This is a genomic window from Clostridium sp. J1101437_171009_A5 (assembly GCF_015547905.1).
Classification (GTDB): domain Bacteria; phylum Bacillota; class Clostridia; order Oscillospirales; family Oscillospiraceae; genus Pseudoflavonifractor_A; species Pseudoflavonifractor_A gallinarum.
In genome coordinates, this window is the sequence record NZ_JADMVY010000004.1 from 90,603 (window position 1) to 104,143 (window position 13,541).

Here is a 13,541-nt window from a genome sequence, read left to right on the forward strand (position 1 = left end):
GGGGGCTGTGTGGGAGTGTTTTTTGCTCCCCTCTTCTGGACGCAGAAGGAGCGAAAAGGTGACACAAAAAAGACCTGACGGCGCGATTCTCGCCCCCCGGGAGGGAATTCCCGCCCTGTGGGGTGGCTGCGAGAGCGATTTCCTGCTACAATGGGGCCAGAAAGAAAGGAGGCGGAACCATGGAAGCGGAATTCAGTGAACGCCTGAAACGCTATCGCAAGGAAAAAAACATGACCCAGCAGGAGCTGGCCGACGCCCTGGGGGTGAGCAACAAAAGCATCTCCCGCTGGGAGTCGGCGGGCGGATACCCGGACGTCCCCCTGCTGGTGCCCCTGGCCCGGGCCCTGGGGGTGAGCGTGGACGATCTGCTGGACGGGGAAAAGCCGGTGCGCGCTCTGACCCGGACGGATGTTCAGAGCCTGCTCTCCTTTGCCTTTGCCCTGGGGGGCGGCATCCTGTTCTATCTCCTGCGGCTCTTTGTGCCCCTGCTGGTGTGCTACCTGGCCTATCTGGGCTGCATGGCCTACGGGGTCTACCTCCAGCGGTACTACGCCTACCACTCCCGCTGGTTCTGGCTGGGGAACGCCGGGATGAATCTGGCGGTCAACCTGAGCGTGATCGCCGGCGCGGCGGCCGGCGGGCTCGTCCTGATCGCGGGAGGAGGGAGCACGCTCCTGTCGACCTGGTTCCAGCTGTGGCTGTCGGGCCGGCAGAGGGGGATGGTGCTGGGGGTGCTCTTCCTCTGGCTGGCGCTGGGCGCGGCGCTGACCGCCCTGACCATGGGCCTCGCCCGGCGGCATTTTCAGGAAAAAGGGGGCTTCCGTCTGTCGGTGTGGTCCCTGCCCCGGGGCCGGGCACTCCTCCCGGCGGCGGGATTCCTGGTGGTGCTGGGGTTCTGGGGCGCCTACTGCCTGGACATCCTTCCCATCTGGTGCTACCGGTATCAGGGTGGGCTCTTTGCCGGACTGCTGGTCCTGCTGGAGCTCTGGTATCTGTGGCTCTTCCGGCGGGACCGGAGGCGCCTGGTTCCGGCCCTCCTGCTGACCGCCCTGTGCGGGCCCATGTGGCTCTTTGCAAAGGGAAGCGCCGAACAGATCTGGAGCCTTTCCACCGGGCGGGAGTACTCCTGGACGCCGGAGGTCGATCTGAGCCGCTTTATCGTGGAGTGGAGGCCGTCGGCAGGGGTGTTCCTGCTGGGTGTGATCCTGCTGGTCCTCTACCTGGTCCTGGCCGGATGTTCCGTGCGGAAGAAGCAGCCGGAAGAGGGTACCATATGACAAAAGAGGGTGTACGGTTTCCCGTACACCCTCTTTTCATCGCCTCAGGAGTGGATGTGCTCCTGAGCGGACTCCTCCGCGTCGGCGCGCTTCTTGCTGTGGGGGCTGTATTTTTTGTCGTCCAGTCCGGGAATAAACAGGTATTTCCGGATGGTGAACAGAATGGCAATGGCGATCACCATGACCAGGTTCTCCACCGCGGTGGTGTGCTCAATGACCATCTGGCGGGCGATGGCGAAGAGGAGGACCTCCACCACCGAGCTCATATTGTGTCGGCTGAGCATCTTGAGGAACTCGATGCCGATGACCACGGTAAAAACGTCGGCCAGAAAGGTCTGGAGCAGATCGGTATTGCCGGGGCCGCTTGTCATAATGTTCAGCTCCAGGAGAACCGACCAGACCGACAAGGTGATGGCGACAATCACAATGAGGCTCACCACGATCTCCAGCAGTTGGGCCACACGGTAGATGTACGAGGGGATGCGCAGTTTCAGCAGTTCACTGTCCATAAAAATCCCTCCGGTTCAATCAGGGCAGGGGGAACTCGTTCAGCAGCCCGTCCACATCGGAGGGCTCGGTGGCAAAGCTGGCCACCAGACGGATGACGGTATGGCCGGCCTCGGGCGCCGCGCCCCATACCTCAAAGGCACAGATCCGCTCCAACTCCGGGAGGATGGCGTCGGGCACGATGGGGAAGATCTGATTGGAGGGGGACTCGAAGAGGAAGGAGTACCCCTTGGCCTTCAGTCCGTCCTGGAGCTTGCGGGCCATGTCGTTGGAGTGGCGGGCCAGCTGGAAATAGAGGTCGTCCTTCAGCAGGGCCTCGAACTGGGCACCCAGCAGCCAGCCCTTGGCCAGGACGGCGCCCCGCTGCTTCTTGATGCGGAAGAAATCCCCCTGAAGGGCGGGGTTGACCAGGACCAGCGCCTCGCCCATGAGGGCGCCGTTCTTGGTGCCGCCGATGTAGAAGGCGTCGGTCAGGCGGGCCAGATCGGGGAGGGTCAGGTCGTTGGCGGGGGAGGTGAGGGCACAGCCCAGGCGGGCGCCGTCCAGGAAGAGGAGCAGGTCGTGGGCACGGCAGCAGGCGGAGAGGGCCTCCAGCTCGGCCTTGGTGTAGACGCCGCCGGTCTCGGTGGCGTCCGAGATGTAGACCAGCCGGGGCTTGACCAGGTGGATGTCCTCATAGGCCGGGAGGGCCGCCTCGATGAGGGCGGGGGTCAGCTTGCCGTCGGGGCCGGCCTCCAGGGGGAGAAGCTTGTGCCCGGTGGCCTCCACCGCGCCGGACTCGTGGCCGTTGACATGGCCGGTCTGAGCGCAGAACACCCCCTCCCAGGGGCGGAGGAAGGCGGCGATGGCGGTGAAGTTGGCCGAGGTGCCGCCGATCAGGAACTGCACATCGGCCTGGGGGGCCTCGCAGAGCTCTTTGATCCGGGCGGCGGCCGCCTCACAGTGGGGGTCGAAGCCATAGCCGGGGTTGCCCTCCAGATTGCTGGTGGACAGGGCCTCCAGCACCTTAGGATGGGCGCCGAAGGAGTAGTCGTTGCGGAACAGATACATCACATTTCCCTCATTTCAAAACGTGGGCGGTATCCCATTGGATACCGCCCACAGGCTTGACAGACTGGATTACTTGCCGGGCTTGAAGCTGTCCTTCAGGCTGACGGAGCGGTTGAAGACCAGGTGGCCGGGCTGGGAATCCTTGTTGTCCACGCAGAAATAGCCCTGGCGGAGGAACTGGTAGGAGGCGGGCGCCTGGGCGCCGGCCAGACTGGCCTCCACCTTGGAGCCGGTGAGGACCTCCAGAGAGCCGGGATTCAGGCAGTCCAGGAAATTCTTGTCGCCGGCATCGGGCTCGGCGTCGGCGAAGAGGTTGTCGTAGAGGCGGACCTCGGCGTCCACGGCGGTGGCGGCGTCCACCCAGTGGATGGTGGCGCCCTTCACCTTGCGGCCGTCGGCGGGATCGCCGCCCCGGCTGTCGGGATCGTACTCGGCGGCGATCTCAATGACGTTGCCGGCATCGTCGGTCTCATAGCCCACACACTTGATGAGGTAGGCGCCCTTCAGGCGGCACTCGGGTCCGCCGGGATAGAGGCGCTTGTACTTGGGCACGGGCTCGGGGAGGAAGTCCTCGGCCTCCACATAGAGCTCCCGGGAGAAGGTGACGGTCCGGGTGCCGTCCTCGGGCCGGTTGGGGTTGTTCTCCACCTCGAAGGTCTCGCTCTGGCCCGCGGGGTAGTTGGTGATGACCAGCTTCACGGGGCGCAGGACCGCCATGACGCGCTGGGCAGTCTCGTTGAGGTCCTCCCGCAGGCAGTGCTCCAGGAAGGCAAACTCCACCGTGGAGGCCGCCTTGCTCACGCCGTTGCGCTCGGAGAAGTTGCGGATGGAGCGGGGGGTGTAGCCACGGCGGCGCAGGCCGCAGAGGGTGGGCATGCGGGGATCGTCCCAGCCGGAGACCCGGCCCTCCTCCACCAGCTGGCGGAGCTTGCGCTTGGACATGACGGTGTAGTTGATGCCCAGCCGGGCGAACTCGATCTGGCGGGGCTTGGCGGGCACATCGCAGTGCTGGATGACCCAGTCGTAGAGGGGACGGTGGTCCTCAAACTCCAGGGAGCACAGGGAGTGGGTGATCCCCTCCAGAGCGTCCTCCAGCGGATGGGCGAAGTCGTACATGGGATAGATGCACCACTTGTCCCCCTGGCGGTGGTGGTGCATGTGGTTGATGCGGTAGATGACCGGGTCGCGCATGTTGAAGTTGCCGCTGGTGAGGTCGATCTTGGCCCGCAGGGTCATGCGGCCGTTCTCGAACTCGCCGGCGCGCATCCGGGCGAAGAGGTCCAGGGACTCCTCCACCGGGCGGTCCCGGTAGGGGGAGCGGGCGGGGGTGTTCACGTCCCCGCGGTATTCCTTAAACTGCTCCGGGGTGAGCTCACAGACATAGGCCAGGCCCTTCTTGATGAGCTCCACGGCGTACTGGTACATCTGCTCAAAATAGTCCGAGGCAAAGAAGAACCGGTCGCCCCAGTCGTAGCCCAGCCAGTGGATGTCCTCCTGGATGGCCTCCACATACTCCACATCCTCTTTCGTGGGGTTGGTGTCGTCCATGCGGAGGTTGCACAGTCCGCCGTACTTCTCCGCGGTGCCGAAGTCCACGAAGATGGCCTTGGCGTGGCCGATGTGCAGATAGCCGTTGGGCTCGGGGGGAAAACGGGTGTGGACGGTCATACCTTGGAACTGACCGCCCTGCGCGATATCCTCGTCAATGAAATCATGGATAAAGTTCTGGGCCATTACGGGTGGATTCAGTTCGTCAGGCATATCATTCACTCCTTTGTATTATCGGCACCCGCCCGCCGCCGGGGCAGGGACAGGTGACTTTTCCTATTATATACTGATGGATACGAAGTTTGCAAGACTTCTGTGCCCGTGAAGGGGAGGGAAACGGGAAAAACCGCGGATTTTCTCGCCTGCCGCCGGGGCAGACCTTGACAGGGGAGCGTTTTGCCGTCTAGAATGAGACAGACCGTGCGGTTTCCGCCCCATCCCGGGGGCCCGCCGCCGGAGAGAGGAGCTTGTCATGAAACGCATCTTAGGACTGGGTATCCTGTCCTCCTTTTTCTTTGCCTTTACCTTTATTCTCAACCGGAGCATGAATCTCTCCGGCGGATACTGGATCTGGAGCGCGTCGCTGCGCTATCTGTTCTCCCTGCCGTTTTTGTGGGGGATGGTGGGGGCCCGGCACAAGCTGGGCCCGGTGCTGGAGTCCATCCGGCGCAGTCCGGGGCCCTGGCTGCTCTGGAGCACGGTGGGCTTCGGCCTCTTTTACGCCCCGCTGACCTGGGCCTCCGACTTCGGGGAGTCCTGGCTCACGGTGTCCCTGTGGCAGCTGACCATTGTGGCGGGGGTCTTCCTCAATCCCCTGTGGGGGAAGAAGATCCCCCGCCGGAGCCTGGGCGCGGTGGCGGTCATCCTGCTGGGGGTGGTCCTCATCCAGAGCGAGCGCCTCCTGAGCGGGGAGGCCGGGGGCGGGGTGCTGACCTGCCTGGGGCTCATCTCGGTGGCGGCGGTGGCCTACCCCCTGGGCAACCGCAAGATGATGGATCTGTGCGGGAAGGAGCTGGACACCCCCCAGCGGGTGCTGGGCATGACCATTTGCAGCCTGCCCTTCTTCCTGGCCCTCTCGGCCGTGGCGGTGGTCCAGGGACGGCTGCCCAGCGGGAGCCAGTGCTTCCAGGCGCTGCTGGTGGCCATCTTCTCGGCGGTCATCGCCACCATCCTCTTTTTCCAGGCCACCAATCTGGGACGGGGGGACCCCAAGCTCCTCTCCCTGGCCGAGGGGACCATCGCGGGCGAGATCATTTTTACCCTGATCGGCGGGGTGGTGCTGCTGGGAGACGCCATGCCCACCCCGGTCCAGTTCCTGGGCATCGGGGTCATCATTGCGGGACTGCTGCTCAACTGCCGGGCGGCGGCCAAGTGAGGAGGACGCTATGAGACTGCTGCTGGCACGGCACGGAGAGACCGACTGGAACGCCCGGGGACAGATCCAGGGACAGAGCGACACCACCCTCAACGACCGGGGCAGGGCCCAGGCCGCCGAGCTGGCCCGCCGCCTGCTGGCGGCCGGGGAGCGGGTGGAGCGGATCTATGCCAGCCCCCAGAAGCGGGCCCTGGAGACCGCCCAGATCGCGGGCAGACTGCTGGGCCTGACGCCCGAGCCGGTGGAGGGCCTGCGGGAGATCTCCTTCGGCCACTGGGAGGGACATGCCTGGACCGAGATCCAGAAGCGCTGGCGGGAGGAGTACCGGCGCTATGAGGCCGACCGCCTCCGCATGGCCCCCCTGGGGGGCGAGTCCTTCGCGGCCATGCTCTGCCGGGTCCTGCCCGCCCTGGAACAGATCAGCCGCTCCGGGGAGGGGACCGCCCTGGTGGTGGCCCACAGCGCGGTGATCAAGGGGACCCTATGCTGGCTGGAGGGGGGCAGCTTTGCGGAGATGAACCGCCGCTACCGGCTGGACAACGCCCAGTGGGCGGTGCTGGAGGGGCGAGATTCCTTTCCCCTCCCCCTTGCCAAAGAGGGACGGATATGGTAGGATGGACAAGACGGCCCTTCCGGCGCGGGAAGGGAAGTACATGAGTCGAGGACAAGGGCGTTCCGGCTCCCGAAGGACGGGAGAGGAGCGCCCTTTTTGCCAGGATCACACATATATTCAGCGTGTCGAAGTACTTCGACACGCTTCTCAAAAATGCAAGCATTTTTTCGAGGGGGATGCAGTCCGCTGCGCGCACTCGCTTTCGCTCGCACACTTGCGGCCTGAGCAGAGTGTTTTCCGACGTACATGCCGCCGGAAAACACGATTTGATCTTCTTCCGCCGTCTGCGGGACGGCGGAACTCTGCGAGGCTCTTGCAGCACAAATCGCAGAATACACTTCATTGACAGACAGATATATTTAAAGGGGGATTATTCATCATGGCACTGAGTAAGGAAGACATCATCCGCATCGTGCGGGAAGAGGACATCAAATTTGTCCGCATGCAGTTTGCCGACATCTTTGGACAGCTGAAGAATGTGGCCCTCACCGCTTCCCAGGTGGAGAAGGCGGTCAACAATCAGATCATGTTTGACGGCTCCTCGGTGGAGGGCTTTGTCCGCATCGACGAGTCGGACCAGTGCCTCTACCCGGACCGGGACACCTTCACCATCTTCCCCTGGCGGGCCCAGTTCGGCAAGACGGCCCGGATGATCTGCGACGTGTACAACACCGACGGCTCCCCCTTCATGGGGGACCCCCGGAACGTGCTCAAGCGCATGACCGAGAAGATGAAGGCCATGGGCTACGACACCTTCAATGTGGGGCCCGAGTGTGAGTTCTTCCTCTTCAAGACCGACGAGCACGGGAACCACACCACCGAGACCAACGACGAGGCGGGCTATTTTGACCTGGGCCCCCTGGACCACGGGGAGACCACCCGGCGGGAGATCTGCCTCAACCTGGAGGAGATGGGCTTTGAGATCGAGGCCAGCCACCACGAGAACGCCGCGGGCCAGCATGAGATCGACTTCAAATACGCCGACGCCCTCACCGCCGCCGACAACATCATGACCTTCAAACTGGCGGTCAAGCTCCTGGCCCAGAAGAACGGCCTCCACGCCACCTTTATGCCCAAGCCCATCTTCGGCGTGGCCGGATCGGGCATGCACACCAACATGTCCCTCTTCCGGGACGGCAAGAACGTGTTCTACGATCCCAATGACCGCCGGGGACTCTCCAAGGAGGCGTACAGCTTCATCGCGGGCATTCTGGCCCATGTGAAGGGGATCTCGGCCATCACCAATCCCCTGGTCAACTCCTACAAGCGCCTGGTGCCGGGCTATGAGGCCCCCTGCTATCTGGCCTGGTCGGCCTCCAACCGCTCGGCCCTCATCCGCATCCCGGCCGCCCGGGGGCAGTCCACCCGGGTGGAGCTGCGCTCCCCCGACCCGTCCTGCAATCCCTATCTGGCCTTTGCTGTGTGCCTGGCCGCCGGACTGGACGGCATCGAGCGGGGCCTCACCCCGCCGGAGGAGATCACCGAGAATATCTATGCCATGGACGACGCCGCCCGGGCCGCCCGTGGGATCGAGAGCCTGCCTGACTCCCTCTCCAGCGCCATCAAGGAGCTGCAGAAGGACCAGCTGCTCATGGATGCCCTGGGGGATCATGTCTCCTCCTACTACATCCAGGGCAAAAAGAAGGAGTGGTACGAGTATAAGACCCGCGTCAGCTCCTGGGAGCGGGAGAAGTACATCACCCTCTATTGATGGAGCACAGCGCACAGGGAGTTGAGTGGGGTTGGAGCGCGTCGTACTTGCCTTTGAGAATGAGAACACCAGCCGGAAGGTCCGTGCGCTGCTGGAAGGAGCGGGCCTGGCCCGGGGACTGATCTGCCGCACGGCGGCGGAGGTCCGCCTCCTGCTGGGCCAGCAGCAGATCCCCACGGTGGTCTGCGGCTACAAGCTGCCCGACGCCACGGCGGAGGAGCTGTTTTTTGACCTGCCGGCCGGGCGCACCATGGTGCTGGTGGCGCCGGAGAATCTGCTGAGCCTGTGCGGGCGCTCCGATGGGCTGGTGACCCTCTCCACCCCGCTCTCCCGCAGTGTTCTGCTGGAGGGAGTGGAGCGGGCGCTGGGCCTGGCCCAGAGCGTCCGGCTGAGTGTCCGCCCGGCCGGGGAGGAGGAGCTCATCCGCCGGGCCAAGGAGTGGCTCATGGAGCAGCGGGGGATGGACGAGGGGCAGGCCCACCGCCTGCTCCAGCAGAGAAGCATGATCTGCGGACGAAAGCTGGCGGAGACCGCCCGGCTCCTCCTGGAGCGGGAGGCGGGACTGGCGCTGTATGGATAAGGAGGAATTGGCGTGAAGTTTACCAAAATGCAGGGTCTGGGCAACGACTATGTCTACCTGGACTGTACCCGGGAAATGCCGGAGGACCTGCCCGCCCTGGCCCGGCGGGTGTCTGACCGGCACTTCGGCATCGGCTCGGACGGACTGATCTGCATCTGTCCCTCGGACTGTGCCGACGTGCGGATGCGGATGTACAATGCCGACGGCTCGGAGAGCGAGATGTGCGGCAACGGCATCCGCTGCGTGGGAAAGTTTGCCTACGACAAGGGGCTGGTGGGCAAGACCAGCCTGACGGTGGAGACCCTGGCCGGCATCAAGCACCTGGAGCTCCACCTGGAGCACGGGAAGGTGTCCGCGGTGACGGTGGACATGGGGGTCCCCACCTGGGAGGAGAACCGGGTCCTCACCATCCAGGGAGAGGACTACACCGTAACGCCGGTCTCCATGGGCAACCCCCATGCGGTGCTCTATGTGGACGACCCGGGAGCGGTGGACCTGCCCCGGCTGGGCCCAGATTTTGAGCACCACCCCAGCTTCCCCAACCGGACGAACACCGAGTTCGTGCAGGTCCTGGGCCCGGACCACCTGCGCATGCGGGTGTGGGAGCGGGGCAGCGGCGAGACCATGGCCTGCGGCACCGGCGCCTGCGCGGTGCTGGTGGCCACGGTGCTCAACGGCAAGTGCGGCCGCAGCGCCGACGTGGACCTGCTGGGCGGCCGCCTGCACATCCGCTGGGACGAGGAGACCGGCCACGTCTTCATGACCGGTGGGGCCGTCACCGTCTTTGAGGGAGAACTTATCGAGGACTGATTCTCAAAAATGCAAGCATTTTTGAGAGAAGGATGCAGTCCGCTGCGCGCACTTCGTCGGGTCAAAGTCCGTACCGTTCGCCCCGGCCTGACGGCCAGGGTTCACTCTGCTCCCTTGTCCCTCCTCTCCCAAACGAACCCGCTTAGCTGGGCTTCGTTTGGGTTCCCGACTCGCACACTTGCGGCCTGAGGGGAGTGTTTTCCGACGTACACGCCGTCGGAAAACACGACTGGACTTGATTCCGCCGTCTGCGGACGGCGGAACTCTGCGAGGCGTTACCGCAAAAATCACAGACTGATGTGATCGACAGTCTGACCGGCGCCCTACTGGGCACCGGTTTTGTCGTATCATGGGGAAGCGTGAGGAAGATGGGGGGCAACGGCTTATGACCTTTTTTGTGGCGGGACGGGCTTATAATGGGGGGCACGGAAAGGGGGGAGGCCGTTGACGGTGGTCTACATAGACGAGCTGTTCCTGCTCAATCTGACGGTCAACTATCTGCTCCTGCTCTCGGCGGGCAAGCTGGCGGGGGAGCGGCTGCGCCGCCTCTGGCTGGGGGCCGGGGCCGCGCTGGGCGGGCTCTATGCCGCCGCGGTGTGCTTTCCGGGGATGGGATTTCTGCTCCATCCCCTCTGCAAGCTGGCGGTGGGGGTGGCCATGCTCCTGCTGGCCTACGGGCGCAGTCCCCGCCTGCTGCGGGTGAGCCTGGTGTTCTTCGGCGTGTCGGCCGCCTTCGGGGGCGGCGTGTTCGCCATCGCGCTGCTGGGCGGGCGGGGGCTCACCCTGAAAAACGGGATCTTTTACTCCGGGATGGACCTGCGGCTCATCCTGCTCTCGGCGGCCGGGTGCTATACGCTTTTGACCCTGGTCTTCCGGCGGGGGGCGGTCCACACGCCCCGGGAGCTGCGCACCGCCGTGGTGCGGCTGGGGGAGCGGACGGTATCCCTGGTCACGCTGGTGGACACCGGCCACACCCTCACCGATCCGGTGAGCGGGCGGATGGTGCTGGTGGCGGAGGGGCGGAAGCTGGAGGACCTCTTTCCGCCCGGGAGCGGCCCCGATCCCTGGGCCCTCACCCACCCGGTGGAGGGGATGGAGAAGCTGAGCCAGGGCGCGCTGGGACGCCGTCTGCGCCTGCTGCCCTACCGGGCGGTGGGGGTGGAGTGCGGCTTTCTCCTGGCGGTCCGGGCCGACTCGGTCCGGGTGGGGGGAGAGGAGCTGGGCGACCTGCTGGTGGCCCTCTCGCCCACGCCGGTATCCGACGGAGGAAACTGCACCGCGCTCATCGGCGCGCTGTAAATCAGACCCGGTGAGGACCGGGAGGAGGAGAAAGGGTATGAATCTGCGCCTGCGCATCTACACGGGGATACAGCGGCTCCTGACGAGGCTTGGCCTGTCGCTGCCGGGAAAGGTCATGTACATCGGCGGCAGCGACACGCTGCCCGCCCCGCTTCCCCGGGAGGAGGAGGCGGAGCTCATCCAGCGGCTGGAGGAGGGGGACGAGTGGGCGAAAAAGCGCCTGATCGAGCACAACCTGCGCCTGGTGGTCTACATCGCCCGTCGATTTGAGAACACCGGCGTGGGGCTGGAGGACCTGATCTCCATCGGGACCATCGGACTCATCAAGGCCGTGTCCACCTACAAGCCGGCCAAGAACATCAAGCTGGCCACCTACGCCTCCCGGTGCATTGAGAATGAGATCCTCATGCACCTGCGCAAGACCTCCAACCAGAAGACCGAGGTCTCCTTTGACGAGCCCCTCAACACCGACTGGGACGGCAACGAGCTGCTCCTCTCCGACGTGCTGGGGACCGAGAGCGACCTGGTCATGCGCCCCATCGAGGAGGATGTGGACCGGCAGCTCCTCTTCGACGCCCTGGAGAAGCTGGAGCCCCGGGAGCGGGAGATCATCACCCTGCGCTTCGGGCTCAGCGGCGGAGCGGAGCAGACCCAAAAAGAGGTGGCCGACCGGCTGGGGATCTCCCAGTCCTACATCTCCCGGCTGGAGAAGCGGATCATCTCCCGCCTCAAGCGGGAGATCCTGCGGATGATCTGAACGACAATTTTTGAAAAAAGTGTCAAAATTACCTTTCTGTTTGGAGAAAATATGGTATAATAATACTATACCGGAGGAGATCCGGAACACGACCGAAACAGGGAGGTGCCTTTTATGAAACAGGTCGTCATTTCCATCAGCCGCCAATACGGTTCCGGCGGGCGCATCATCGCCCGGAGACTGTCGGAAGCGCTGGAGGTTCCATACTATGACAAGGAGATCATTCAGGCGGTGGCCGAGCGGACCGGTCTGACGGAGAACTACATCCGCCAGGCGGAGACCCGCCCCACCGGCAGCTTTATGTTCGATCTGTACAATATGACGCAGATGCTGCCCCTGCCCGATCAGGTGTTCATCGCCCAGTCCAAGATCATCAAGGAGGCGGCTCAAAAGGGCCCCTGTGTCATCGTGGGCCGCTGCTCCGACTACATCCTGGACGAGTTCCCCAACTGCCTGCGGGTCTTTGTGATGGCCCCGCTGGAGGAGCGGGCCCGCCGCGCCCGGGAGGAGTACGGGGTGGAGAGCGTCCATATCGAAAACTACGTGACCCGGCAGGACCGCTACCGCGCCTCCTACTACAACCATTTTGTAGGGAAAAAGTGGGGCGATATGAACAACTACGATCTGTGCATCAACAGCCGCATCGGCATTGAGGAGTCGGTGAAGGCCATTCAGGCCGCCGCGCTGGCCATGGATGAGAACGGCAAATAAACAAGACAGGACGGCCCGGAGATCGTATGGTCTCCGGGCCGTTTCAGGCTGTCGATAAAGTGTATTACTGTGATTTATGCTGCAAGAGCCTCGCAGAGTTCCGCCGTCCGCAGACGGCAGAAAAGAGTCAAAATCGTGTTTTCCGGCGGCATGTACGTCGGAAAACACCCTGCTCAGGCCGTTAGTGTGTGCCCCAAAGGGGCACGCGCGCGGCGGCCTGCATCCCCTCGAAAAAATGCTTGCATTTTTGAGAAGCGTGTCGAAGTTTTTCGACACGCTGGGACGGCCCGGAGATCGTATGGTCTCCGGGCCGTTTTTCGGGTTCCGGACCGGGGGCGGGGGGCGGAATTTGCTTTCCGCACGAAGAAAGGCGTTTTTTATCTTGCGAACTGGGCCGCGGTGGGCTATACTGAAAGCAATGGTTCAAAATATCGTTCAAAGGACAGGTGAATCAAATGGAACAGGCAAAGGTACATGAACTGGCAGTCACCGCTGCAAAAGGGCGCCTGCTGGGCATGGATATGGTCCATACGGCGGCTTCCGGCCACATCGGCGGCGCGCTGTCCGCGATGGACATCCTGACGGTGCTCTATTTTCACGAGATGAAGGTGGACCCCAAGGAGCCCAAGTCCCCCGATCGGGACCGCTTCGTGCTCTCCAAGGGCCACTGCACGCCCGCGCTCTACTCCGTGCTGGCGCTGCGGGGATTCTTCCCCGTGGAGGAGCTCAAGCTCTTCCGCTCCATTGAGGGCCATCTCTCCGGCCACCCCGACATGGTGCACGTCCCCGGCGTGGACATGTCCACCGGCTCCCTGGGACAGGGCCTCTCCACCGCGGTGGGCATGGCTCTGGCCGGCAAGCTGGACAAGAAGGACTACCGGGTCTATGCCGTCCTGGGCGACGGTGAGGTGGCCGAGGGCCAGATCTGGGAGGCCGCCATGGCCGCGGCCAAGTACCATCTGTCCAACCTCTGCGCCTTCGTGGATGTGAACGGCCTTCAGATCGACGGCAAGACCGCCGACGTCATGCCCACCGAGCCTCTGGATCAGAAGTTTGCCGCCTTCAACTGGAACGTGCTCCAGGTGGACGGCCACGACTATGCGGCCATCGCCGACGCGCTGGAGCAGGCCCGCGCCTGCACCGACAAGCCCACCGTCATCCTGGCCCGCACGGTCAAGGGCAAGGGCGTCTCCTTCATGGAGAACGACGCCGGCTGGCATGGCAAGGCTCCCAACGACGAGCAGTATGAGAAGGCCCATGCCGAGCTGGAAGCCAAGCTGAACGAACTGGAGGGGAAGTAAAC

At 64.0% G+C, this 13,541-nt stretch carries 13 protein-coding genes; 10 read left to right on the forward strand and 3 right to left on the reverse strand.

The genetic code is table 11. From position 1 onward, the window contains the following. The first annotated feature begins 179 nt into the window (after positions 1 to 179). The gene (locus tag I2C21_RS07525) at positions 180 to 1,277 is read left to right on the forward strand and encodes a helix-turn-helix transcriptional regulator (RefSeq protein WP_195278904.1); all 1,098 of its coding nucleotides are present in this window, start codon (positions 180 to 182) and stop codon (positions 1,275 to 1,277) included. A gap of 44 nt (positions 1,278 to 1,321) precedes the next feature. Here I2C21_RS07525 and I2C21_RS07530 read toward each other — a convergent pair whose 3' ends face one another. The 3 genes from I2C21_RS07530 to I2C21_RS07540 form a co-directional block, all read right to left on the reverse strand. Further along, a complete protein-coding gene (locus I2C21_RS07530; RefSeq protein WP_193538060.1) occupies positions 1,322 to 1,786 on the reverse strand; it encodes a phosphate-starvation-inducible PsiE family protein in 465 nt (154 codons plus the stop codon). Between the two features lie 19 nt (positions 1,787 to 1,805). Continuing rightward, positions 1,806 to 2,834, reverse strand: a complete 1,029-nt coding sequence (locus I2C21_RS07535) for a threonine aldolase family protein (protein ID WP_195278905.1) — start codon at positions 2,832 to 2,834, stop codon at positions 1,806 to 1,808. Positions 2,835 to 2,903: 69 nt separating this feature from the next. Further along, positions 2,904 to 4,595, reverse strand: a complete 1,692-nt coding sequence (locus tag I2C21_RS07540) for a glutamine--tRNA ligase/YqeY domain fusion protein (RefSeq protein WP_195278906.1) — start codon at positions 4,593 to 4,595, stop codon at positions 2,904 to 2,906. Between the two features lie 259 nt (positions 4,596 to 4,854). Between I2C21_RS07540 and I2C21_RS07545 the strand changes: the two genes are divergently transcribed. The 9 genes from I2C21_RS07545 to I2C21_RS07585 all read left to right on the forward strand — a co-directional run bounded on the left by I2C21_RS07545 (position 4,855) and on the right by I2C21_RS07585 (position 13,539). Next, positions 4,855 to 5,757 (forward strand): DMT family transporter, encoded by a 903-nt coding sequence (locus tag I2C21_RS07545; protein ID WP_195278907.1) that lies wholly within the window; start codon positions 4,855 to 4,857, stop codon positions 5,755 to 5,757. Between the two features lie 10 nt (positions 5,758 to 5,767). After that, complete coding sequence (locus I2C21_RS07550) at positions 5,768 to 6,370, forward strand: histidine phosphatase family protein (RefSeq protein WP_186963735.1); 603 nt, start codon at positions 5,768 to 5,770, stop codon at positions 6,368 to 6,370. Between the two features lie 376 nt (positions 6,371 to 6,746). Continuing rightward, on the forward strand, positions 6,747 to 8,081 hold the full coding sequence (glnA, locus tag I2C21_RS07555) for a type I glutamate--ammonia ligase (RefSeq protein ID WP_195278989.1): 1,335 nt from the start codon (positions 6,747 to 6,749) through the stop codon (positions 8,079 to 8,081). A 31-nt stretch (positions 8,082 to 8,112) separates the two neighbouring features. Beyond that, positions 8,113 to 8,661, forward strand: a complete 549-nt coding sequence (locus tag I2C21_RS07560) for an ANTAR domain-containing response regulator (protein ID WP_101692728.1) — start codon at positions 8,113 to 8,115, stop codon at positions 8,659 to 8,661. 12 nt (positions 8,662 to 8,673) lie between these two features. Then, positions 8,674 to 9,471 (forward strand): diaminopimelate epimerase, encoded by a 798-nt coding sequence (gene dapF, locus I2C21_RS07565; protein ID WP_328821068.1) that lies wholly within the window; start codon positions 8,674 to 8,676, stop codon positions 9,469 to 9,471. A gap of 450 nt (positions 9,472 to 9,921) precedes the next feature. Further along, positions 9,922 to 10,770, forward strand: a complete 849-nt coding sequence (locus tag I2C21_RS07570) for a sigma-E processing peptidase SpoIIGA (RefSeq protein ID WP_328821067.1) — start codon at positions 9,922 to 9,924, stop codon at positions 10,768 to 10,770. Between the two features lie 37 nt (positions 10,771 to 10,807). Further along, positions 10,808 to 11,527 carry an RNA polymerase sporulation sigma factor SigE gene (gene sigE / locus I2C21_RS07575; protein WP_101692731.1) on the forward strand — a complete coding sequence of 240 codons (720 nt, stop codon included), beginning with the start codon at positions 10,808 to 10,810 and terminating at the stop codon, positions 11,525 to 11,527. A gap of 114 nt (positions 11,528 to 11,641) precedes the next feature. Continuing rightward, entirely contained in the window at positions 11,642 to 12,238 is a 597-nt protein-coding gene (locus I2C21_RS07580; protein WP_101692732.1) for a cytidylate kinase-like family protein, read from the forward strand. A 455-nt stretch (positions 12,239 to 12,693) separates the two neighbouring features. Continuing rightward, positions 12,694 to 13,539 carry a transketolase gene (locus I2C21_RS07585; protein ID WP_101692733.1) on the forward strand — a complete coding sequence of 282 codons (846 nt, stop codon included), beginning with the start codon at positions 12,694 to 12,696 and terminating at the stop codon, positions 13,537 to 13,539. Positions 13,540 to 13,541 lie beyond the last annotated feature (2 nt).